Consider the following 21,123-nt stretch of genomic DNA (forward strand, 5'->3'; position numbering starts at 1 on the left):
CCCCACGCTGCCGTCGTACGCGGCGGGCCGGTTCCCCGCCGGGGGTGGACCGCTTCCCCCGCGCGGGGGAACGACCGGTCGGCGGCGCGCCGGGGTCAGCGCAGCGCGACCGCCTGCACGCCCACGTTGCCGCAGTCGGCGGTGAAGACCTCCTCCGCCGTCCAGGTCAACACCAGCCGCGCCCCCCTCGGCGCCTGGAACGCGAGGGTGAACTCGGCGGAGCGGCTGGTGTGCCGGTCCTCGATCCGCAGCGTCCTGTTGGGACCGCCGTCGGAGAGGCGCGCGTCCAGCCGACCCCGGGCCATCCACACCCCGGCGAAGAGGCGGACCGTGCGCGGCTGACCGTCGGCGACGACGGCGAGCGTGAAGCGACTGCCGGCGCCGCAGCGGTAGACCCCGTGGGGCGAGCCGCCCACCGACTCGACCGGGGTGCCGTCGCGCCAGCGGAAGCTCTCCTGGTTGTCGTCCCAACCGCCGACGGCGCCCCGGCCGCCCTCGTCCCGGATCTCGCCGGTGCCGCCCCGCTTGCGGACCGTCGAGCCCGCGCCGCGCAGCCCCCAGTGGAGCCAGTCCCGGCTGCCGACGCCGGTCAGGTCCACCTCGGCCGGCACCTCGGCAAGGGTGGCGTCGAGCGTCGGGCGCACCGGCGGGGCCGTCGGCGTCGGGGTGGCGGACTGGCTCGGCGGGCGCTGCCGGGGCCGCAGTCCCGGCGAGGCCTGGCCGGGGCCGGGGTAGCGCGCCTCGACGCCGGGCAGCCCGCTGGGCCGGCCGGCCCCCGGCGGCCCTCCGCCCGTCGCCTCCCGGCCGGGGTCGGGGTCGCCGGAGGCCAGGTATGCCACGAGGACGACCAGGCAGGCGAGCACGGCGACACCCTCGACGGCCCGGCGTCGGCGTCGCCGGGCGCGCAGCAGCCGCCGCAGGTCGCCGCGGGTGGGGCCGGGTCGGGCGGAGGGCGGGAGGGTGGGGTCGGCGCTCGCCCCGTCGGCCTCGCGGCGGCCGTGCCGCGCCGGTCGGGCTCCCTGCCGCGTCAGGTCTTCCTCCGCCACCGGCCCTCCACTTCCCCACCGGCCGTCGCCCGCAAGGCACAGGTGAGCGTCCGCCGTGCGGACGCCCACGTTGGCATCCGGATCGGCCGATGCGCCAGACCGGACGGGCGGGCGTGTCCGGTTCGGTATCGACCGTAGCCGACATCCGTCCGGAAGGTGGTTGCGGGCCGAGCCGTCCGTGTCCCTGGGCGGCCCCCGCGCGAAGGGCGGCCCCGCGCGAACGGCGGCCAACGCGCGAAGGGCGGCCCCGCGCGAACGGCGGCCAACGCGCGAAGGGCGGCCAACGCGCGAGGGGCGGGGCCGCGTGGTGGCGGGCGCCTCAGTGTCGGCGGCGGCGGTGCAGCCCGCGACCGGGGTGCCAGCTCTCGATGACCAGGTGGTCCGCCGGATCACCGACCCTGGTCAGCACCACCTCGGTCAGCTCGATCCGGAACCGGTGCGAGCCGTCGTCGCCCGGCGGCTCCTCGTGCGCCACGCCGGCGATCTTCGCGTCGCCGCCCCAGGACCCCGGATCGCCCTCGGGAGGATCCTCGGTCGGGCAGTGCAGCGCCACCCGCGGGTCGCGGCGCAGGTCGAGGGCCTTCAGCGCGCCGGCCATGCTGCCCAGCCGCAGCTGTTCGGGGCCGAAGTCGAACTCGGTGCCGCTGATCCGCGGCGAGCCGTCGCGACGCAGCGTCGCCATCGTGCCGTGCTTGCGCACCGCGAAACGGGCGCGCACCCGCTCGGCGAACTCGGGTTGCTCCTCGACGAGGTCGGACCACCATGCCATGCCGGCCACTCTGGCAGGAAAACCTGACAGCCGGCGGCGACTTTTCAGCGGATCTCGAAGCCGAGCGCCTGGGCGATCAGCACCGCCTGCCCGGCGTCCACGACCGCCCCCGCCCGCTCCACGGCCGTCGGGTCGAGCGCGGTCAGGTCGCTGCCGCGCAGGTCGGCACCGGAGAGCCTGGCGTTGTGCAGCTGCGCGGCCGACAGGTCCACCCCGGTGACCGTGGCGCCGGTCAGGTTGGCCCCGGTCAGGTCCACCTCCCGCATCCGGACGTCGGTGATCCGCACCCCGCGCAGGTCGGCGCCCGGCAGCGCGACGAACGACCAGTCGCCGCCGGAGACCGTCAGCGGCCGCAGGTCGCACTGCGCGAACGTGCTGCCCACCAGCTTGCAGCCGGTGAACTCGGCCTCGAACAGGTTGCACCGGGTGAAGGCGCACCGGGTGAAGGCCGAGTCGGTGTGCCGGGAGGCGTTGAACCGCACGTTGCCGAAGGTGCACCCGTCGAAGACCGCGCCCCGGCTGACCGCCTCGGTCAGGTCGACGTCGAAGAAGGAGCAGCGGACGAAGTGCCGCTCCACCAGCTCCTCGGCGTACCAGTCCTCGTTGCGGAACGTCTCGTCCTCGGTCAGCTCGGGCATCGGGCCAGGCTACTTGCGGCGTGCGACAGGTGTGGCCGCCCACCCTTCCGGCGTGGCGTCCCGGCTTGTAGTTTCGGCGGCGTGAACGTGGGACGCAGCATCGACCCGGACCAGATCGGCTTCGACCCGGCGCGGCTGGCGCGGATCGACGAGCACTTCGGCAGGTACGTCGACGACGGCCGGCTGGCCGGCTGGCAGGTGGTCGTCACCCGGCGCGGCGAGATCGCCCACTCGTCCACGTACGGGCTGCGCGACGTCGAGGCGGGGGCGCCCGTCGAGGCGGACACGCTGTGGCGGATCTACTCGATGACGAAGCCGGTCACCTCGGTCGCCGCGATGATGCTCTGGGAGGAGGGCCGCTTCGAGCTGACCGACGAGATCAGCCGCTGGCTGCCCGAGTTCGCCGACCTCAGGGTCTATTCGAAGGGCTCCGCCCTCAAGCCGTACACGGTGCCGGCGGTCGAGCCGATCCGGGTCTGGCACCTGCTCACCCACACCTCCGGCCTGACGTACGGCTTCATGCAGACCTCGGTCGTCGACACCATCTACCGGGCTGCCGGCTACGACCTCCACCCGCCGGCCGACGTCGACCTGGCGACCGCCTGCCAGGCGTTCGGCGAGTTGCCCCTGCTGTTCCAGCCCGGCACCGCCTGGGGCTACTCGGTCGCCACCGACGTGCTCGGTCGGCTGGTCGAGGTGGTCTCCGGGCAGAGCCTGGACGACCTCCTCGCCGACCGGATCTTCCGCCCGCTGGGCATGACCGACACCCACTGGTGGGCCGAGGGCGACGCCGCCGACCGGCTCGCCGCGCTCTACGCGCCCGACCCGCGCACCGGCCGGGCGATCCGCTTCGACAAGCTGGGCGCCCTGGCGTACGAGAAGCCGCGGCTGCTCTCCGGCGGCGGCGGCCTGCTCTCCACGGCCGCCGACTACCACCGGTTCACGCAGATGCTGCTGCGCGGCGGCGAACTGGACGGGGTGCGCCTGCTGGGGCCGCGCACGGTGCGGTTCATGACCCGCAACCATCTGCCCGGCGGGCGTGACCTGGAGACGCTCTCCGCCGGCGGCTTCGCCGAGACCACCCTGGAGGGGATCGGCTTCGGGCTGGGTTTCGCCGTCGTCGACAACCCGGTTCCGAGCCGGGTGCCGAGCAGCGTCGGCGAGTACTACTGGGGTGGCGTGGCGAGCACGGCGTTCTGGGTGGACCCGGTGGAGGAGGTCACCGCGCTGCTGTTCACCCAGCTCATGCCGTCGAGCACCTATCCGCTCCGGCCGCAGCTGCGCCAGCTCGTCTACTCGGCCCTCGTCGACTGAGCCCGCCCGGGCCGGCGGAACCGCGGACCGTCCCGGGCTGGGCCCGTCGGATCGCCGGTTACCGCACCGGCCGGGCCGGCCGGTCCATAACCTGGGAGGCGGACGGCAAGCCGGCGGGCGGAGGGGCAGACGGCCACCGGCCCGGCCGGACGGGGGCGGAGGCGGTCATGAGCAACATCGTCGTGTTCGGGGCGGGCGGCACCGCGGGCTCGCGGATCAGCGCGGAGGCGGTCAACCGGGGGCACCGGGTCACCGCGGCGGTGCGTCGCCCGGAGGCCACCTCCTACCTGCCGCCGGCGGTCAAGGTGGTCACCGGCGACGCCACCAGCGAACGGAGCGTACGGGAGCTGGCGCCGGACACCGACGCCATGGTGGTGGCGATCGGCGGCGGCGAGCGCGGCCTCTGGCTCGACGCGGCGCGGAGCCTGGTCGGTGCGCTGCGGGGGATGCCCGCCGCGCCCCGGATCATCCACGTCGGCGGCGGGTCGACGCTGCTGACCCCCAGGGGCACCCGGTACCTCGACGAGCCGGACTTTCCCGACGAGTACCGCGACGCCGCGCAGGGCCAGGCCGACGCCCTCGACTTCTACCGCTCCTCGGCCGACGGGGTGACCTGGACGTACGTCTCCCCGCCGCCGCTGGAGTTCCATCCGGGCGAGCGCACCGGGCACTACCGCACGGGCGGCGACCAGCCGGTCACCGACCACGAGGGCCGCTCGGTGCTCAGCTACGAGGACCTGGCGGTGGCGATCGTCGACGAGATCGAGAACCCGCGCCACGAGAACGAGCGGTTCACCGCCGCGTACTGACACAGCCGGCGCGTTCCGGGGCGGGCGGCGGCCGTCAGTCGGCCAGGCGGGCGGGGAAGCCGCCGGTGGCGATCGGCCCCCAGGCGTCGATGGTGACCCGGATCAGCGACTTGCCCTGACGGACCATCGCCGCCCGGTACTCGTCCCAGTCCGGGTGCTCGCCGGAGATGCAGCGGAAGTAGTCCACGAGGGGCTCCAGCGCCGCCGGCAGGTCGAGCACCTCGGCGGTGCCGTCGACCTGCACCCAGGGCCCGTTCCAGTCGTCGGAGAGCACGCACGCGGAGACCCGGGGATCCCGGCGGACGTTGGCGACCTTGGCCCGCTCGGGATAGGTGGAGACGACCAGCCGGTCAGCGCGGGCGCGGCGCGGCGCGGCCGGCGGCGGGCTGCGCGGGGACCCGCGGGCGGACCGAGGGCCGCCACGCCCGGCCGTTGGCGTAGATGATCCGGAAGCCGAGGTACGACGCCAGCGGCGCCCAGTGCGCCGAGCCCATCCGCAGCTCGGCGGCGTTGTGCCGCTGGCCGTTGGCCAGCACGTCGAGCAGCACGGTTTCGAAGGCGGCCGACTCGACCCAGTCCACCTCCCGGGTGAAGCCGCAGATCAGCGCCGCCCCGGTGGCGTCGAGGAAGCCCCGCAACGCGGCGTCGGAGGCGCGCAGCACCGAGCAGCTGCCGAAATAGAGCCGCCGGCCCTCGCAGCGGCCGGCCATCAACTCGGCGACGTCGGCGAGTTCGACGGATTCCCAGTCGGTGAGGCAGAGCCGGCTCGGTTCGCCGTGCATCGCGAAGAAGCCGACGCGGTGGTCGGCGTACTGCTTGAGCAGCCAGCGGTCGACGAAGTAGAACAGCTCGTCGCGGGTCGCCGCGTCCTTGTGGATGAAACGGATCTTCCCGAGCCGTTCGAGCAGTTCGAGGGTGGGCAGGACGGAGCCGCGCTCGTTGAGGTCACGGTGCCACTGGCCCTCGACGCAGAAGACGCCACCGCGCGCCACGTCGCCTCCTCCCCCGTTCCCGCCGGCGCTGACGTTACCGCCCCCGACCGGGCCGGGAACATCACCCCGGCTGTGGCGACCTGCGGCTTTCCGGGCCGTTCCCGCTTCACCGACCCCGATGCCGAGGAATGGGTGTTTCGCGAACGGCACCGATTCCCAGGCATGACCCAGGAACCGCCAATTGCGAGGACAATTCTCGTTAATAGCCCCGAAATGACCCCTCGGGTGCCAGGGTGGAAAGCGCGGGACGCCCCGGTCGATGTCCCGGACGCCACCCCAATCGCACTCCTGTCGGGAGGACTTCTGTGCGCGTAAACGCCCTGAAACGAGCGGTTGTCGCATTCGCCCTGGCGATGCCGGGAGCCGCGATCGCCACGGTGGTCGCCGCGCCAGCGGCCCATGCCGACGGCTGCTACACGTGGCAGCGCAACCTCTACCAGGGCCGCTCCGGAGACGACGTCCGCCAGCTCCAGATCCGGGTCGCCGGCTGGGCCGGCTACCGGGACATCGTGGAGAACGACGGTCGCTTCGGCCCGAAGACCGCCGCCGCGGTCCGGCGGTTCCAGTCGGCGTACGGGCTGCGCGTCGACGGTGTCGCGGGGCCGCAGACCTACGCCAAGCTGTACGAGCTCCAGGACGACGACTGCACCCCACGGCACTTCAGCTTCGGCGAGATGGACGACGGCTGCGGCCGCAACGGATGGACCGGCGGCCCGCTCTCCGCCGCCCAGACCCGGCAGAACGCCCTGCGCACGATGTGGAAGCTGGAGGCGCTGCGGCGCGGCCTCGGCGACGACCCGCTCCACGTGAGCAGCGGATTCCGCAGCCGTGCCTGCAACAGCCAGGTCGGCGGGGTGTCGGACAGTCAGCACCTCTACGGCAACGCCGCCGACGTGTACTCGCGCGGCAAGTCGCTGTGCCAGGTGGCCCGGGACGCCCGCAACCGGGGATTCAGCGGGATCTACGGGCCGGGCTACCCGGATCACGACGACCACGTGCACGTGGACTCGCGCCGGGAGAACGACAGCGACCGCACGCCGAACACCACCAGCTGGTCCGCGCCGGACTGCGGCATCGGCGCCGGCAACGACTGAACCCGGCCGCCACGACCGGCCGGCACGGCACGACCGGCCGGCACGGCACGACCGGACGGGACCGGACGACCGGGCGGGGCTGGACGAGCCGGTGAGGGTCACGTCGGACCGTCGACCGGCAGGCGACGACGCCGGCCCGGAGCACGGGTGGGAACCTCCCCCGCGCCCGGGCCGGCGTCGTGCTGCCCCGGGGGCGCCACGAGCGGGCGTACCTCCGCTCAGCTCGCCCGGGGCCAGCGCGGCGCGGTGGCGGGGGGAGCCACCGGCCGGCCGTGGCCGGCGGGCCGCGCGCCCGCCCGGTGGGCGGCCGGACCGCCCTCGTGCGGCGCGGAGCCGGTGACCCGGAACGGGAAGGGCACGTGCACGAATGGATTGCCGTGCCGGACCAGGGCGTCGATCTGCCGCTCGTTGAGCCCGTGCCGCTCCAGCACCCGCCGCCCCCAGCGGTGCAGCCGGCAGGGGTACGTCGCGCCGTCGTTGCGGCACAGCGGACCGGCCGGCCACTCCTCGGCGGCGTGCACCACCACCGCCCGGACCGCGAGCCGGACGTCCTCGGGGGTCAGCGGCGCCGGCACCGGCACCTCGCCCAGGATCTGGTCGATGGGATCCGTCGACTGCTCACCAACTCGCACGGCAGGCCTCCCGCGGCTCCGGCAGCGATGCGGCTGACGCGCCGCACCGCATCCTCGGCAACTGGTACGGCCCGCGCGGCCGAACGGTTCGATCCGCCGCGATCCGGGCGGGCCCGGAGCCGGAACAGGCCGCGCGACTCAGACCAGGCCGGCGTCGTGCACCAGCAGGGCGACCTGGACGCGGTTGTTCAGGTCGAGCTTGACCAGCAGCCGCGACACGTACGCCTTGACCGTCGCGACGCTCATGAACAGCTCGCCGGCTATCTCGGCGTTGGTCCGGCCCCGCCCCAGGGCGACGGCGACCTCGCGCTCGCGCTCGCTGAGCCCGTCAAGTTGCCGCAGCGCCCGCGCCCGGCGCGGGTCGGGGCCGCCCGCCGCGCCCGGGGCCGTCACGTGCTCGATCAGCCGGCGGGTCACCGCCGGGGAGAGGGTGGCCTCGCCGGCCGCCACGCGGCGCACCGCCCGCACGATCTCGGCCGGCGGGGTGTCCTTCAGCAGGAAGCCGCCGGCACCCGCCCGCAGCGCCCGGAGCACCTGCTCGTCGGCGTCGAAGGTGGTCAGCACCAGCACCTCCGGCGGGTCGGCCGCCGCCCGCAGCGCCTCGGTGGCGGCGAGCCCGTCCATCCGGGGCATCCGGATGTCCATCAGCACCACGTCCGGCGCGCACGCGGCGACGGCGGCGGGGACCTCGCTGCCGTCGGCGGCCTCGCCGACCAGGAGCAGGTCCGGCACGCCGCCGAGGATCATCGACAGGCCGGCCCGGACGAGCGCGTCGTCGTCGACGATCAGCACCCGCACCGGCCCCTCGGGAGCGGGCGCCGGCCCGACCGCCGCCGGGCCTGGCGCCGCCGGACCGACTGTTTCCGGGCCGACTGTTTCCGGGCCGGCCGCAACCGGATCGACCGCCGCCGGGCCGGCCGCTTCCGGGCCGGTCACGCCGGCCACGGCAGCCACGCGGCGAGCCGGAAGTCGCCGGAGTCGTCCCGCCCGTACTCCAACCGGCCGCCGGCCAGGCTGACCCGCTCGGCGATGCCGACCAGGCCCGTGCCGGCGCCGGGGATCTCCGCGTCGACCACGCCGCCGACCGGCCACCGGTTGCGGATCTCCACGGTAAGCCCGTCGCCCGGACTGCCGGCCACGTCGACGGCGACCGCGGCCCCGGCGGCGTGCTTGCGGGCGTTGGTCAGCCCCTCCTGCACGATCCGGTAGACGCTGCGCCCCACCGCCGCGGGCACCCGCTCCGCCGCGGTGACCACGTCGCGGACGCCCACCCGGACCCCGGCCGCCCGGGACTCCTCGATGAGCGCGGGCAGGTCGCCCAGGGTGGGCTGCGGGCGTTCCGGGGCCTGTTCGGCGGCCGTCTCCGCGCGGAGCACCCCGATCACCTCCCGCAGGTCCTGCAACGCGGCGTGCGCGCTGCCCCGGATCACCCCGGCCGCCTTCGCGATCTCCTCCGGTGGCGCGTCCGGCCGGAACTCCAGCGCGCCCGCGTGCAGGCTGAGCAGCGAGATGCGGTGCGCCAGCACGTCGTGCATCTCCCGGGCGATGCGGGTGCGCTCCAGGTGCCGGGCCTGGGTGACCCGCAACTGCTGCTCCGCCTCGGCCCGCTCGGCGCGCTCCCGCAGCGACACGACCAACTGCCGCCGCGACCGGACGAACATCCCCCACGCCAGCACGGAGAGGCTGAGCACCACCCCCCACGCGGTCGTCTCCCAGTACGACAGGTGGGGATCCGGGCGCAGGTGGCTGAAGGCGAAGTTGGTGGATAGCCCGGCGGCCGTCACGCCCAGCGCGACGGCCGTGCGGCGGTGCACCACGACGGTGAAGTGGATGATCAACAACGGGATCGCCGACGCCATCGAGAACGCGGTCAGCGGCAGGGTCGCGACGGCGAGCCCGAGCGGCCACCGGCGCCGCACCCAGAGCAGCGCGCAGCAGACGAGCCCGAGCAGGGCGTCCGCCAGGATCATCCAGCGCTGCGGCAGCGGGGTGGAGAACTCCGGGTCGGGCGTGGCCGCGTCACCCGTGGCGAGCAGGACCCAGCCGAGGGCGATCAGGAAACAGAGGCCGTCGACGAGCCAGTCGCGCGCGGTCCGCCGGGCCCGCTCGGTCGCATCGGCGAGGACCCCCGGCAGCAGCCAGGGATGATCGGGTACGGCGGCGCTGGTCACGCCGCCATGCTAGGCAGCCGCCCGGGACCCCGGCCAGCTACCAAAGTCGACACCTCCACGTCGACCAAGGTCGCCGCCGGTCGCGACCGTCGGCCGCTGCGGGCGACCGGTCGGCACCGGCAACCTGACCGGCATGATCGACGTGGCACACCTCACCAAACGGTACGGACGGCACACCGCCGTCGACGACGTGTCGTTCCGCTGCGAGCCGGGCACCGTCACCGGCTTCCTGGGGCCCAACGGCGCAGGCAAGTCCACCACCATGCGGATGATCTGCGGCCTCACCCCGCCCAGCGGCGGCGCGGCCACCGTCGGCGGCCGGCCCTATCGGGAGCTGCCCAACCCGGGCCGGGAGGTCGGCGTGCTGCTGGACGCCTCGGCGCAGCACGCCGGGCGCACCGGCCGGGAGGCGCTGGCCGTCGCCGCCGCGACGATGGGCGTGGAGCACCGGCGGGTGGCCGCCACGCTCGACCTGGTCGGGCTGAACGCGGTCGCGGCGAAGCGCCGGGTCCGGGCGTACTCGTTGGGGATGCGGCAGCGGCTCGGTCTGGCGCACGCGCTGCTGGGCGACCCGCGCGTGCTGATCCTCGACGAGCCGGCCAACGGCCTGGACCCGGAGGGAATCTTCTGGATGCGCGGCCTGCTGCGCGACTTCGCCGACCGGGGCGGCACCGTGCTGCTCTCCTCCCACCTGCTGCGCGAGGTGGAGGCGGTCGCGGACCGGCTGGTGGTCATCGGGGGCGGCCGGATCGTGGCCCAGGGCGACAAGGACGAGCTGCTGGCCGGCGGCGGCACCCTGGTCCGGGCGCGGGACGCGGCGGCCCTGCGCGGCGCGCTGCACCGGGCCGGGCTGCCGGTCACCGAGGGCACCGACGGGCTGCTGGTCCGCGCCGACGCCGAGGCGGTCGGGCAGGCCGCCGCCGACGCCGGCGTCGCCCTCACCGAGCTGCGCCCGGCCGGCAGCGGCGGCCTGGAGCAGCTCTTCCTCACCCTGACCGCCGGCGCGTCGACCCGGGAGGCCGTCCGATGACCACCACCACCGTCAACTCGTCCACCGCCCTGCCGCACCGCCGTCCCGAGGTACGCCGGCCGTCGCTGCCGCGGCTGACCGGCGTCGAGCTGCGCAAGCTCGTCGACACCCGGGCCGGGCTGTGGCTGCTGATCACCATCGGGCTGCTCGCCGCCGCCCTCGTGGTCGTCCAGTTGATCTGGGCGCCCGACGCCGACCAGACCTTCGCCAACCTCTTCGTCCCGACGCTGCTGCCGGTCGGGGTGCTGCTGCCGGTGCTCGGCATCCTGTCCATCACCGGCGAGTGGTCGCAGCGCAGCGCGCTCACCACGTTCGCCCTGGTGCCCCGTCGGGCGCGGGTGATCCTCGCCAAGCTGGTCGCGACGGTGCTGACCGCCCTGGCCTCGGTGCTGGTCAGTCTCGCCCTGGCCGCCGCCGGCACGGTGGTCGCCGGTGCGACCGGCGGCGCGGGCACCTGGCGGTTCGAGGGGACGCTGCTGCTGCACGCGGCCGTGTTCCAGGTGGCCAACGTGCTGATGGGCGCCGGCTTCGGCCTGCTGCTGCTCAACACGCCGCTGGCCATCGTCGGCTACCTGCTGCTGCCGACCCTCTGGTCGGTCCTCGGCGGAATCATCCGGCCGCTGGAGGGGCCGGCGGGCTGGCTGGACACGGGCCGCACGATGGAACCGCTGTTCACCCCGGACGTCACCGCCGGGCAGTGGGGACGGCTCGCGGTGTCGCTGCTGGTCTGGCTGGTCGTTCCGCTGGTCGCCGGCCTGGTCCGTACCCTGCGCCGCGAGGTGTCGTGACGGTGGACGGCTACGGCGCTCCCACCGTCGTCGACGGCGGCGCCGCCGAACTGGCGCTGCTCTGGGGCGGCTTCCCGGTGCTCGGCGCGGGCGCCGGGTGGCTGCTCGCCGCGGGCGCCGGGTGGCTCGCCGGGCTGCCCTGGGCCCCGGCGCAGGACCTGCTCGAACTGGTCGCCGGCCTGCCCGATCCGCAGGCCACCATCGGCGGGATGGCGGTCGGCGCGCTGGGCGGCCTGGTGGTCGCCGCCATCGGTACCGCCGAGCGGCTCGCCGTCACCGTCGGCGCGGAGCGGGTGGGGCTGCGCCGCGACGGCAGCCGCCGGGAGGTCGCGCGGCGGCAGGTGCGCGCGGTGTTCCTCGACGGCAGGGACCTGGTGCTGCTCGGCCCGGACGACGACGAGCTGGCCCGGGAGAGGTCGGACCTGGCCGCCGACCGGCTGCGGGCGGCCTTCCGCGCGCACGGCTGGCCGTGGGTGGAGGACGACCCGCACCGGGACGCGTACCGGCGGTGGGTGCCGGGGCTGCCCGGCCTGCCGGCCGGCGCGGACGCGCTGCTGCGGGCCCGTCAGAAGGCGCTCGACGACGACAGGGGCGGCGAGGCGCGGGAGCTGCGCGGCGAGCTGGCCCGCTGCGGGGTGGTGGTCCGCGACGAGCGCAGGCGGCAGTACTGGCGGCTGAGCCGCTCCGCCGTCGTCGGGGATCCGCCGGATCCGGAGCGCGGATCCGCGAGCGGGTGAGCGTGCCGAGCCCCGGGATCGACCCGCCTCCGACCGGCTCACCGTCCACACGGACCAGGCCCCACGCTTGGCTACCCCGACCTCTACGACCCCACCGCGCCCGGCACCGACGGCGATGAGGACGACGACTTCGAACCCCTCTACCTCCACGACCGAAACACCGTCGGCTGACCGGTTCCTGCCGGTCTTGGGCCAGTGCAACCGCAGGATTGGCCTACTGCCTGGTCAGCCGATCGACCTGCATACCGCAGGGCCCGGAGGCAGATGCAAAGGCTCCGGTCACAGTGCAGCGACTTCGACGACGGGGCGGGGTAATCGTCCTGGCCTGGAGTCTGGTCGGCTACGGCCTGGCCAAACCGCTACGCGGCTGCGCCCGACGATCCACGACGCGACCGCACCGCACGACGCCCACCCGTACTTCCCGCAGCACCCGCTGACCCGGGTGCGGCTGCTGACGGACCAGCTCGCCCGGCAGGTCACGCTGCACCCCGGCTACGCCGCGCTGCCGCCGTTCCACCCGGCCCCGCCGCAGGGCGGGCAGCCGCCGCACCACCCGGCGCCGCCCCAGGGCGGACACCCACCGGTCGCGCGCGGGACGGCGTCGGTGCGCTGACCACCCGGCGACCACCACGGCGGTGACCGGTCGGCGGCGGCGCGGGGTCTGCCGCCGCCGGCCACGGACGTGGCCGAGCGCCCGTCCCCTTCCTCGGGGGCGGGCGCTCGCCCGTTGCGGTGCGCACCCCCGCGCCGCTGTCCTCGTTGGAGATTTACCGGCATCGTTCGTGGGTACCGCACGGGCGCGCGGGCGACCGCCCGGCGGGATCGAAAGGGGGACGACGATGACCTCCGCAGGAAGCGCTGCGGGCGGCGGCGGCACGGGGATCTTCCGCCGCAAGCCGGTCGAGGAGATCGCCGACGAGTCCGGTGAGGGGCTGGCCCGTTCCCTCGGGCTCTGGCAGCTCACCGCCATCGGCGTGGGCGGCATCATCGGCGCGGGCATCTTCGCCCTGGCCGGCGCGGTGGCGAGCGAGACCGCCGGCCCGGCCGTGCTGATCTCGTTCCTGATCGCCGGGCTCGCCAGCGCGGCGGCCGCCCTGTCGTACGCCGAGTTCGCCGGCATGATCCCGAAGGCCGGCTCGGCCTACACCTACGGGTACGCGGTGCTCGGCGAGGCGGTGGGCTGGTTCATCGGCTGGGACCTGCTGCTGGAGTACACGGCGATCGTGGCCGTGGTGGCGATCGGCATCTCCGGCTACTTCTCGTTCCTCGTCACCGAACTGGGGACGGAGCTGCCCGCCTGGATGCTGGGCGCCCCGGGCACCGGCGAGGGGCACGTGGTGGACCTCTTCGCGGTGGTCCTCTGCCTGTTCATCGCGTTCCTGCTGAATCTCGGCATCAGGTCCGCCGCCCGGTTCGAGACGTTCGTCGTCGGGTTGAAGGTCGCCGTGGTGCTGCTGGTCATCGTGGTCGGGTTCTTCCACGTGAGCACCGCAAACTACTCGCCGTTCTTCCCGTTCGGGGTGAGCGGGGCGTTCACCGGCGCGGCGACCGTCTTCTTCGCGGTGTTCGGCTACGACGCGATGAGCACCGCCGCCGAGGAGTCCAGGGACGCCCGCCGGCACATGCCCAAGGCGATCATCTACTCGCTGGCCGTCTCGATGGTCCTCTACGTGCTGGCGACCCTGGTGCTGACCGGCATGCAGAACTACCGGGACATCGACCCGGAGAGCGGCTTCTCGTCCGCGTTCGCCTCCGTCGGCCTCTCCGGGCTGGCCAGCGTCATCGCCGTCGGCGCGATCATCGGCATCCTGACCGTGATGTTCACCTTCATGCTCGGCGTGACCCGGGTGTGGTTCTCGATGAGCCGGGACGGCCTGCTGCCGAGCTGGTTCGCCAAGCTGCACCCGGTACGGCGGGTGCCGAGCCGGGTCACCTGGATCGTCGGCGTCGGCTCGGCCCTGATCGCCGGATTCCTGCCGATCCGCGAGGCCGCCGAGCTGACCAACATCGGCATCCTGCTCGCCTTCGTGGTGGTCTGCGTCGCGGTGATCGTGCTGCGGTACCGCCGCCCCGACGCGCCGCGCACGTTCCGGCTGCCCGGCATGCCGGTGGTGCCGGCGGTCGGCGCCCTCTTCTCCCTCTGGCTGATCACCTTCCTGGCCCCGGAGACGTGGCTGCGCTTCGCGGTCTGGTTCGTGCTCGGCGCGCTGATCTACGCCGGCTACGGCTACCGCCGGTCGAAGCTGGCCCGCCGGGGCTGAGGCCGGGTCACTGAGGCCGGGTCACCGAGGCCGGCGGGCCCACGCCGGAGCCGACGTCCAGAACCGTCGCGCCCTCGGGGATCCGCTCGCGATCCGTCGAGGGCGCGGGTGGGTCAGTTGGCCGCGATGAGCAGGCCGGCCAGGAGCGCGACGCCCGTCGAGACCGCCGTCGAGGCCAGCCGCCGCCAGCGTGGCGCGCCGGCGAGCGGCGGCAGGCCCCGCCAGCGGTACGCGGCCAGCGCGATCCCGGCGGCCGACAGGCCGACGCCGAGGGGCCAGATCCAGGCGGGGACCACCGACCAGTTGCCGAGCCGGTGGCCGAGGCCGAGGTAGAGCGCGGCCCAGGCTACGGCGGGCGCCAGGGTGAGCCGGTCCGGTGCCCGGCGGGCGGCGGCGAGCAGGCTCCACCCGCCGACGAAGGTGAAGAACACCGCGAGTCCGGCGTTGATCCAGACCGGCAGCGGCGGCCCGCCGGCGTCGGCCTCCTCCGCCGGTACGCCGAGCAGCCGCCGCCCGATCGGCTCGACGCCCTTGTCGGTGTTGCCGAGCACCACCACGCCGCGACCGGTGGCCCGCTCGAAGCCCACGTACGCGTGGAAGCCGCCGGTGGCGCCGTTGTGCCAGACGATCTCCCGGTCGCCGTGACGGGTGGTGAACCAGCCGTAGCCGATCCGGTTGCGCTCGTCCTCGGTGAAGCGCGGGGTGGCGGCGTCGGCGCCGGGGGCGGTGCCGGCGAGGGTCGCGCCGACGAGCCGGGCCAGGTCCTCGGCGGTCGACCAGGGGCCGATGCCGGCCGGCGCGTACCCGGCGCCGACCCAGGCGTCGGCCGCGCGCCCGCCGGCCGTCGAGCCCTCGGCGTGCCCGGGCGGCAGGACGTCGGCGTCGGTGGCCACCACCGTCGCCGTCATGCCGAGCGGTCGCAGCAGCTCGCGGTCGAGCAGCTCCGCGTACGACGTGCCGGCCCGGGCGGCGAGCGCCTGGCCGAGCAGCGCCATGCCGAGGTTGGAGTAGCGGACCCGCCCCCGGTCGTCGCCGGGCTTCTCCTCGCCGGCGGCCTCGACGAGCCACCCGGCGTCCTGCCCTGCGTAGGGGTTGCCGCCGGTGACGTTGGCCCACCAGGTGCGGGTCATGTCGGCGGCCGACGTGACGGCCAGCCGGGGCAGGCCCGAGCGGTGGCTGGCCAGCTCGGCCAGGGTGACCTCGCGGGCGGGGCCGGTCAGCCCGGGCAGCGCGGCGCCGACCGGCTCGTCGGGGCGGGCGTGCCCGGCGGCCACCTGCCGGGCCAGGAGCATCCCGGTCATCACCTTGGTGACCGACCCGATCTCGAACGGGGTGCCCGGCTCGACGGGTCGGCCGTCGGAGTCGCGGTCGCCCAGGCCGGCGGCCCGGACGCGGCCGTCCTCCACCACGGCGACGGCGAGGCCGCGGTGGCCCTCCGGATCGGGCACCGCCGTGCGGACGGCGGCGGCCAGCGCGGCGTCGCCGGTGCTCTGCCCCGTGAGCCGGGGTGGGCGCGGCATGAGCCCGACGGCCGCGACCGCGCCGACGAGCGCGGCGACCAGTGTGAGGGCAACCGGCTTGCGCATGGTGCTCCTTCCGTTCTGCCGGGAGCGGGCCGGACGACCGCTACCGGCACCGCGGGGTCGGCGGGTCAGCGGCGGGCGGCGGTGAGGATCGCCAGCAGCGGCACGACCCGTTCGGCGGGGACGGCGTAGCGGCCCCGGCCGGCGCTGCGCAGCCAGCCCGCGGCGGCGAGCTGGCGCAGGTGGTGGTGCAACTGGCCGGTGGTGCCCAGGCCCTCGGTGCCGGCCAGCTCGCCGGTGCCGTGCCGGCCGGTCAGGATCTCGCGGAGCAGGCGCAGCCGCACCGGGTGGGCCAGGGCGGTCAGCACGCCGGCCAGCTCCGTCCAGTCCCCGGCGAGCACGTCGTCGACGGTGCGGCCGTACTGCCAGTCGTAGTGCTGGTCGTCGAGGTGGACGGTGCCGGTGTAGAGCACCGCGCCGGAGCCGTCGGCGGGCAGCCGCCGCTTCAGCCCGTCGAGCGCCCAGAAGACGGCGGCGGCCTCGGCCGGCGCGTCGGCCGGGGGCGGCTCCGCCGCGAACCGCTCGACCAGCGCGGCCACCTGCGCCTCCAGGACGCTGAGCCGATCTTCGATCTCCGCCATACGTCGATAGTACGAAGTTACGTAGTTACGTGCAACGCTGGCGGCCCGGAGCGGTGCCACGGGAGATCCACCCGCCCGCTACCGTTCCTCGTCTGGGGAGGTGCCGCCGGTGTACGTGGTGTCCGTGATCAACTACAAGGGCGGGGTCGGCAAGACCACCGTCACCGCCAACCTGGGGGCCGAACTGGCCAACCGGGGCATGCGGGTGCTGCTCGTCGACCTCGATCCGCAGGCCAGCCTGACGTTCGGCTTCTACGACCCCGACGACTGGCGGGAGCGGCTGCGCGACGGCCGGACGGTGAAGCGCTGGTACGACGGGCTGCGCGGGGACACCCCGGCGGTCTCCCTGGGCGAGCTGATCGTCTCCCCCGGCCCGGCGAACGCGCGGCTCAGCGGCGCGGGCCGGCTCGACCTGGTCGCCTCCCACCTCCAGCTCGTCGACATCGACCTGACGCTGGCGCGCGGCGTGGCCGACGGCGACGAGTACGACGCCGAACTGTTCCGGGTGCGCGGCTCCCTGGCCGAAGGGCTGCACGACGACGCGCTGGGCGGCTACGACATGGTGCTCATCGACTGCCCGCCGAACTTCAACGTGGTCACCCAGTCGGCGATCATCGCCAGCGACCACCTGCTCATCCCGGCGAAGGCCGACTACCTGTCCACGCTGGGCATCGACTACCTGCACGGCAACGTCCGGGAGCTGGTCGACCGGTACAACGCCGACGCCCGCCGGTTCGCCACCACCCGCCGCCACCACAAGGTGGCCCCCGGCGTCGCCGGCGTGGTCTTCACGATGATCCAGCTCATGGCGCAGCGGCCGATCGCGGCGCACCAGGGCTACATGGACCAGGTCCGCGCGCTCGGCCTGCCGGTCTTCCCGACCGCCCTGCGGGAGAACGTCACGACGTTCGCCACGAACACCCCGCGCGGCGTCCCGGTGGTGCTCCGCGACCGGCTCACCCCGCCGGCGGTCCGCGACGAACTGCGCCAGCTCGCGACCGAGTTCCTCGAACACCTTCAGCCCGAGCGGGTCGTGGCGTGACCGGCCCGCGCCGCGACGTCGCCGGCCTGGTCGCCGCGCTGCTGCGGGACCTGCCCGCCGCCGACCTCGCCGCCCTGGTCGAGGGGCGGGCCCGGCTCGCCGTGGTGCCGCTCGACGCCGCCGCCCCCGGCCCACTGGCCGGCCATCCGCTCGACGCCACCCCGTCCGGCCCACTGGCCGGCCATCCGCTCGACGCCCGCCCGGCCCGGACCGACGCCCACCCGCCCCGGACAGGTCCGCCCGGCACCCGCCGGTCACCGTCCGCCCGGCCGGCCGCCGCGCCAGCCCCAGCGGCCGGCCCACGCGCCGTCGATCCGGCCGGAAACGAGGTCGCCACGGCGGCCGGGCGGGCCGCGTCGACGGCGGACCCGGCCCGCGCCCGGGCCGCGCTGGCGGCCATGTCGCGGCGCGACGACGGTACGGCGTACCTCACCGGCTGGACCGCCCGGGACCTGCGGGCGCTGGCGGCGAGCCTGGGGCTGCGCGGCGTCACCGGGCTACGCAAGGCGGAGCTGGTCGACCGGATCGTCGACCGCACCATCGGCTACCGCCTCGCCTCCACCGCCATCCGCCGGCTCTGAGCAAGCATGAGGCGGGTCTGCGCAGTCACGCCCGACGTCATCACGCGACCCGAACGGGCACCCAAGCCGAGCAGCGCCCCTCGTCAGGTCGGAAAGGCTCACTGAAGACCGGCCCGGGCCGGGCCCGCCACCGCGGGTGGCCGGCCCGGCGGACGCGCCAGGGGTTGGGCACGCGCCGACGGAATCAGCGCGGGCTCGGGCTCGCCTTGCCAGGCGCGCTCAGAGTCGGGCTCACCTTGCCAGGCCCGCTCGGAGTCGGGCTCACCTTGCCAGGCACGCTCGGAGTCGGGCTCACCACGACAGGCACGCTCGGAGTCGGGCTCACCTTGCCAGGCCCGCTCGGAGTCGGGCTCACCTCGTCGGGCACGCTCGGAGTCGGGCTCACCTCGTCGGGCACGCTCGGAGTCGGGCTCGCCTCGTCGGGACTGCTCGTGCTGGCCGTCGCGGCGGGGTTTGCCGGCCGGGCCGGCCGGCCGTCGCCGTTGCCGGTGTCGGCAAACGCCAACGGCGTGGCGATCACGAGTGCGGCCAGCACTCCGGCCGCACTCGCCGCGACGGTGGTCCGGCGGCGGTTACGCGCCCGCCGTTCCGCCCTGCTCAGTTGATCCCGCATGGTTGGAGCCTCCTCGGCCATCTCGGAGAGGGCGGAGCGGAGTAGATGTTCGAACGGCTCGGTCATCGCTGCAGCTCCAGTTCGGCGTTCGGCAGGAGTTGGCGCAGCCGGCTGACGGCGCGATGGGTCCGGCTGCGAACCGTCCCCACCGAACAGTCCAGCAACTCGGCGACCTCGGCCTCCGGCAGGTCCTCGTAGTAGCGGAGGACCACCACGGCTCGCTGCGCCGGCGGCAGCTGGCACAGGGCGGCCCGTAGCGCCAACCGGAGATCCGTTCCCGCACTCGGATCGGTCACCACGGAATCGCCCGCACCGATCGACATGTTCCGGCGGCGACGCAACCGCCGCCACCAGCTGACCTGCTCTCGGTACATGACCACCCGCAGGTACCCCTCCGGGTCGGAGTGGCGGATGCTCCGCCACTTCGGAATCATCTTCGCCAGCGCCGACTGGAACAGGTCCTCGGCACTGCTCCGATCACCGGTGAGCAGGTAGGCGACCCGCATCAGCGCCGGCGCGCGGCTGGCCACGAACTCGGCCAGCACCGCCCGTTCGTCGTCGTCCACCCCACCACCCTCGTTCCTCGCTCTCACCCGTCACAGACGCCTGACGGCCGCACGGCTATCCCGGGCCGGACGGATTTCCTGCGGGTCGACCCCGCCCGGTCCGCACCTGAAGGACTAGGCTGTCCGGCGCCGACGGGCCGAGGAGGACGCGCATGGGCAGGTGGGTGGCGCTGCTGCGCGGGGTCAACGTCGGCGGCGCGAAGGTCGCGATGGCGGACCTGCGCCGGCTCGTCGCCGGCCTCGGGCACGACGACGTGAAGACCTACCTGCAGAGCGGGAACGTGGTCTTCGGCAGCACGGCGCGCGACGCCGAGGCGTTGGCACGGGGCATCGAGCGGGCGATCGCCGACGAGCTGGGGTTGACCGTGCCGGTGCTGGTGCGCGGCGGCCGGGAGCTGGCGGCGGTGGCCGGCGGCAACCCGTACGCCGACCGGGAGGACGACCCGACGCGGCTGCTGGTGGCCTTCCTCGCGACCGCGCCCGAGCGGTCCGCCGCGGCCGCGCTGACCGTGCCCGACGGCGAGAACGTCGCGTTCACGGTCACCGGCCGGGAGATCTACCTGCACTATCCCGACGGCGGCTACGGCCGGTCGAAGTTCACCAACAACTACCTGGAGAAGAAGCTCGGCGTGGTGGCGACAACCCGCAACTGGCGCTCGGTGCGCGCCCTCGCGGAGCTGGCGGCACCCTGAGCCGGCGCGGCCGCCGCCCGGCCCGGCGGCGGCCGACGAGTCGCGGGCGGCGGCGGCCGACGAGTCGCGGATGGCGACGCCGCCGACGCCCGTCGGCGCGCGGTCGCGACGCCCGCGCCGGGCCGCGACCGCGCCGGCCGGTCAGAAGTGGTACGCGGTGTGGTACTCGGGCACGACCACCCGGCTGCGCGGGGAGACCCGCCGCACCGCGGCGACCAGCCCGTCCAACTTCTCGCGGTCCGTCGCCGCCACCGGCACCGGGTTGCGCAGCTCGGTCTCGAAGTTGTCGAAGTGCACCGGCACCACGACCTTCGGCCGGTCCAGCGCGTCGAGCAGCCGCTCGGCGTAGTCTGCCGTGACGGTGGTGCTCGGCAGCGCCACCATGGCCACGTCCGGGGCGAGGCCGGTCAGGTTCCGCTCGACGAAGTCGCTCGCCCCCATGAAGAACACCGACGGGCCGTCGGCCACCCGCACCTGGTAGGCGAGGGTGTCGCCCTCGGGCAGGTCGGCGACGGTCTCGGGCTTCGGCGGCGGGCTGACCCGTACGCCCGGGAAGGCCATCGAGTACGACCTGTTGCGGCTGTGCAGCGAGCTGACGACCTCCACGGTGTACGCGCCGAAGTCCAGCACCTCCCCGCCCTTGACCGGGCTGAGCTGCCCCGACGGCAGCCCGTACGCCAGCCCGAGGTGGTAGGCCGTCAGGGTGCCGAACACGCGGGCGCCGGTGCGACCGGCGATGTACGGGACGTCCATGTAGTGGTCCCAGTGGGTGTGCGTGACGAGCACCGTCTCCGCCCGGTCGACGAGGGAGTCCACGACGTCGGTGCGGACCTCCAGCTTCTTGGCCGTGTCGAAGGCGCCCTTGAACAACCCCGTGTCGATGCGGCTGAGGAACGGGTCGAGCAGGACGGTGCGGTTGCCGATGTCGATGCGCCAGGCCGACGTACCCCACCAGCGGAAGCTGACCGGGCCGCTGCGGCGGCCGCCCGGCGCGGCGGCGACCGGGGCGGCGGCCTGCGCGGGGCCGGTCAGGGCGGCGCCGGCGAGCCCGCCGGCGGAGACCAGGGCGGTGCCGGCGGCGGCGTCGCGGAGGAAGCGGCGGCGGTCGAGGTTGGGCATGCGGAACTCTCCCCGTCGTGGTGCTGATCGGTCGTGTCCGAGCCAACCAGCACCGCCCCCGCCCG

The 21,123-nt window shown here is 74.9% G+C and carries 22 protein-coding genes and 1 pseudogene; 11 read left to right on the forward strand and 12 right to left on the reverse strand.

Annotation, left to right across the window (positions count from 1 at the left end):
* Window positions 1-95 precede the first annotated feature (95 nt).
* The 3 genes from GA0070606_RS10355 to GA0070606_RS10365 form a co-directional block, all read right to left on the reverse strand.
* Window positions 96-1,046, reverse strand: coding sequence for a hypothetical protein (locus tag GA0070606_RS10355; RefSeq protein ID WP_245724638.1), 951 nt, complete (start codon window positions 1,044-1,046; stop codon window positions 96-98).
* A 319-nt stretch (window positions 1,047-1,365) separates the two neighbouring features.
* Window positions 1,366-1,815 carry a pyridoxamine 5'-phosphate oxidase family protein gene (locus GA0070606_RS10360; protein WP_091107547.1) on the reverse strand — a complete coding sequence of 150 codons (450 nt, stop codon included), beginning with the start codon at window positions 1,813-1,815 and terminating at the stop codon, window positions 1,366-1,368.
* A gap of 44 nt (window positions 1,816-1,859) precedes the next feature.
* Window positions 1,860-2,453 carry a pentapeptide repeat-containing protein gene (locus tag GA0070606_RS10365; RefSeq protein ID WP_091097179.1) on the reverse strand — a complete coding sequence of 198 codons (594 nt, stop codon included), beginning with the start codon at window positions 2,451-2,453 and terminating at the stop codon, window positions 1,860-1,862.
* A gap of 81 nt (window positions 2,454-2,534) precedes the next feature.
* On the opposite strand from GA0070606_RS10365, the gene GA0070606_RS10370 reads away from it, so the two are divergent.
* Together GA0070606_RS10370 and GA0070606_RS10375 are read left to right on the forward strand one after the other, a co-directional pair.
* Window positions 2,535-3,767 carry a serine hydrolase domain-containing protein gene (locus GA0070606_RS10370; protein ID WP_091097181.1) on the forward strand — a complete coding sequence of 411 codons (1,233 nt, stop codon included), beginning with the start codon at window positions 2,535-2,537 and terminating at the stop codon, window positions 3,765-3,767.
* Window positions 3,768-3,934: 167 nt separating this feature from the next.
* Window positions 3,935-4,576 carry an NAD(P)-dependent oxidoreductase gene (locus GA0070606_RS10375; protein ID WP_091097183.1) on the forward strand — a complete coding sequence of 214 codons (642 nt, stop codon included), beginning with the start codon at window positions 3,935-3,937 and terminating at the stop codon, window positions 4,574-4,576.
* A 34-nt stretch (window positions 4,577-4,610) separates the two neighbouring features.
* Here the strand turns inward: GA0070606_RS10375 and GA0070606_RS10380 are convergent.
* Both GA0070606_RS10380 and GA0070606_RS10385 read right to left on the reverse strand, forming a co-directional pair.
* Window positions 4,611-4,976 (reverse strand): annotated as a pseudogene (locus tag GA0070606_RS10380) (PPOX class F420-dependent oxidoreductase); the annotation flags it as partial.
* A complete protein-coding gene (locus tag GA0070606_RS10385) occupies window positions 4,927-5,568 on the reverse strand; it encodes a DUF6642 family protein (protein ID WP_091097185.1) in 642 nt (213 codons plus the stop codon). The gene GA0070606_RS10385 and the pseudogene GA0070606_RS10380, both read right to left, overlap by 50 nt.
* A 305-nt stretch (window positions 5,569-5,873) precedes the next feature.
* Here GA0070606_RS10385 and GA0070606_RS10390 point away from each other — a divergent pair, with 305 nt between their 5' ends.
* Window positions 5,874-6,662: a D-Ala-D-Ala carboxypeptidase family metallohydrolase gene (locus GA0070606_RS10390; RefSeq protein WP_091097187.1), complete on the forward strand. Its 789-nt coding sequence runs from the start codon at window positions 5,874-5,876 to the stop codon at window positions 6,660-6,662.
* Between the two features lie 218 nt (window positions 6,663-6,880).
* Here the strand turns inward: GA0070606_RS10390 and GA0070606_RS10395 are convergent, their stop codons facing one another.
* From GA0070606_RS10395 to GA0070606_RS10405, 3 genes are all read right to left on the reverse strand, one after another.
* Window positions 6,881-7,294, reverse strand: a complete 414-nt coding sequence (locus tag GA0070606_RS10395) for a hypothetical protein (protein WP_091097189.1) — start codon at window positions 7,292-7,294, stop codon at window positions 6,881-6,883.
* Between the two features lie 138 nt (window positions 7,295-7,432).
* Window positions 7,433-8,092, reverse strand: a complete 660-nt coding sequence (locus tag GA0070606_RS10400) for a response regulator (RefSeq protein WP_281190631.1) — start codon at window positions 8,090-8,092, stop codon at window positions 7,433-7,435.
* Window positions 8,093-8,226: 134 nt separating this feature from the next.
* Window positions 8,227-9,465 carry a sensor histidine kinase gene (locus tag GA0070606_RS10405; protein WP_091097191.1) on the reverse strand — a complete coding sequence of 413 codons (1,239 nt, stop codon included), beginning with the start codon at window positions 9,463-9,465 and terminating at the stop codon, window positions 8,227-8,229.
* A gap of 133 nt (window positions 9,466-9,598) precedes the next feature.
* Here GA0070606_RS10405 and GA0070606_RS10410 point away from each other — a divergent pair, with 133 nt between their 5' ends.
* From GA0070606_RS10410 to GA0070606_RS10425, 5 genes are all read left to right on the forward strand, one after another.
* Window positions 9,599-10,495 (forward strand): ABC transporter ATP-binding protein, encoded by an 897-nt coding sequence (locus GA0070606_RS10410; protein ID WP_091097193.1) that lies wholly within the window; start codon window positions 9,599-9,601, stop codon window positions 10,493-10,495.
* A complete protein-coding gene (locus GA0070606_RS10415) occupies window positions 10,492-11,283 on the forward strand; it encodes an ABC transporter permease (protein ID WP_091097195.1) in 792 nt (263 codons plus the stop codon). Before GA0070606_RS10410 ends, GA0070606_RS10415 begins: the two co-directional genes overlap by 4 nt.
* Before the next feature lie 2 nt (window positions 11,284-11,285).
* On the forward strand, window positions 11,286-12,020 hold the full coding sequence (locus GA0070606_RS10420) for a YqeB family protein (protein WP_091107550.1): 735 nt from the start codon (window positions 11,286-11,288) through the stop codon (window positions 12,018-12,020).
* Window positions 12,021-12,462: 442 nt separating this feature from the next.
* Window positions 12,463-12,633 carry a hypothetical protein gene (locus GA0070606_RS32455; protein WP_176737291.1) on the forward strand — a complete coding sequence of 57 codons (171 nt, stop codon included), beginning with the start codon at window positions 12,463-12,465 and terminating at the stop codon, window positions 12,631-12,633.
* Window positions 12,634-12,859: 226 nt separating this feature from the next.
* Window positions 12,860-14,281, forward strand: coding sequence for an amino acid permease (locus GA0070606_RS10425; protein ID WP_091097197.1), 1,422 nt, complete (start codon window positions 12,860-12,862; stop codon window positions 14,279-14,281).
* A 113-nt stretch (window positions 14,282-14,394) separates the two neighbouring features.
* Here GA0070606_RS10425 and GA0070606_RS10430 read toward each other — a convergent pair whose 3' ends face one another.
* The gene (locus tag GA0070606_RS10430) at window positions 14,395-15,867 is read right to left on the reverse strand and encodes a serine hydrolase domain-containing protein (protein WP_091097198.1); all 1,473 of its coding nucleotides are present in this window, start codon (window positions 15,865-15,867) and stop codon (window positions 14,395-14,397) included.
* A 65-nt stretch (window positions 15,868-15,932) separates the two neighbouring features.
* Complete coding sequence (locus GA0070606_RS10435) at window positions 15,933-16,445, reverse strand: ArsR/SmtB family transcription factor (RefSeq protein WP_091097201.1); 513 nt, start codon at window positions 16,443-16,445, stop codon at window positions 15,933-15,935.
* 109 nt (window positions 16,446-16,554) lie between these two features.
* Here GA0070606_RS10435 and GA0070606_RS10440 point away from each other — a divergent pair, with 109 nt between their 5' ends.
* Together GA0070606_RS10440 and GA0070606_RS10445 are read left to right on the forward strand one after the other, a co-directional pair.
* A complete protein-coding gene (locus GA0070606_RS10440) occupies window positions 16,555-17,487 on the forward strand; it encodes a ParA family protein (RefSeq protein ID WP_091107552.1) in 933 nt (310 codons plus the stop codon).
* Window positions 17,484-18,068: a Rho termination factor N-terminal domain-containing protein gene (locus GA0070606_RS10445; protein ID WP_091097203.1), complete on the forward strand. Its 585-nt coding sequence runs from the start codon at window positions 17,484-17,486 to the stop codon at window positions 18,066-18,068. Before GA0070606_RS10440 ends, GA0070606_RS10445 begins: the two co-directional genes overlap by 4 nt.
* 675 nt (window positions 18,069-18,743) lie before the next feature.
* Here GA0070606_RS10445 and GA0070606_RS10455 read toward each other — a convergent pair.
* A complete protein-coding gene (locus GA0070606_RS10455; RefSeq protein ID WP_091097207.1) occupies window positions 18,744-19,247 on the reverse strand; it encodes a SigE family RNA polymerase sigma factor in 504 nt (167 codons plus the stop codon).
* Window positions 19,248-19,399: 152 nt separating this feature from the next.
* Here GA0070606_RS10455 and GA0070606_RS10460 point away from each other — a divergent pair, with 152 nt between their 5' ends.
* Window positions 19,400-19,939, forward strand: a complete 540-nt coding sequence (locus tag GA0070606_RS10460) for a DUF1697 domain-containing protein (protein ID WP_091097209.1) — start codon at window positions 19,400-19,402, stop codon at window positions 19,937-19,939.
* A gap of 141 nt (window positions 19,940-20,080) precedes the next feature.
* Here the strand turns inward: GA0070606_RS10460 and GA0070606_RS10465 are convergent, their stop codons facing one another.
* On the reverse strand, window positions 20,081-21,058 hold the full coding sequence (locus GA0070606_RS10465) for an MBL fold metallo-hydrolase (protein ID WP_091097210.1): 978 nt from the start codon (window positions 21,056-21,058) through the stop codon (window positions 20,081-20,083).
* Window positions 21,059-21,123 lie beyond the last annotated feature (65 nt).

Source organism: Micromonospora citrea, assembly GCF_900090315.1.
In the GTDB taxonomy this organism is placed as follows: Bacteria; Actinomycetota; Actinomycetes; order Mycobacteriales; family Micromonosporaceae; genus Micromonospora; species Micromonospora citrea.

What these genes read in the sequence shown, in the direction of transcription:
- GA0070606_RS10360 (WP_091107547.1), bottom strand. Translation starts at nt 1,815, where the DNA reads ATGGCATGGTGGTCCGACCTCGTCGAGGAGCAACCCGAGTTCGCCGAG.
- GA0070606_RS10365 (WP_091097179.1), bottom strand. Translation starts at nt 2,453, where the DNA reads ATGCCCGAGCTGACCGAGGACGAGACGTTCCGCAACGAGGACTGGTAC.
- GA0070606_RS10375 (WP_091097183.1), top strand. Translation starts at nt 3,935, where the DNA reads ATGAGCAACATCGTCGTGTTCGGGGCGGGCGGCACCGCGGGCTCGCGG.
- GA0070606_RS10410 (WP_091097193.1), top strand. Translation starts at nt 9,599, where the DNA reads ATGATCGACGTGGCACACCTCACCAAACGGTACGGACGGCACACCGCC.
- GA0070606_RS10415 (WP_091097195.1), top strand. Translation starts at nt 10,492, where the DNA reads ATGACCACCACCACCGTCAACTCGTCCACCGCCCTGCCGCACCGCCGT.
- GA0070606_RS10425 (WP_091097197.1), top strand. Translation starts at nt 12,860, where the DNA reads ATGACCTCCGCAGGAAGCGCTGCGGGCGGCGGCGGCACGGGGATCTTC.
- GA0070606_RS10430 (WP_091097198.1), bottom strand. Translation starts at nt 15,867, where the DNA reads ATGCGCAAGCCGGTTGCCCTCACACTGGTCGCCGCGCTCGTCGGCGCG.
- GA0070606_RS10435 (WP_091097201.1), bottom strand. Translation starts at nt 16,445, where the DNA reads ATGGCGGAGATCGAAGATCGGCTCAGCGTCCTGGAGGCGCAGGTGGCC.
- GA0070606_RS10460 (WP_091097209.1), top strand. Translation starts at nt 19,400, where the DNA reads ATGGGCAGGTGGGTGGCGCTGCTGCGCGGGGTCAACGTCGGCGGCGCG.
- GA0070606_RS10465 (WP_091097210.1), bottom strand. Translation starts at nt 21,058, where the DNA reads ATGCCCAACCTCGACCGCCGCCGCTTCCTCCGCGACGCCGCCGCCGGC.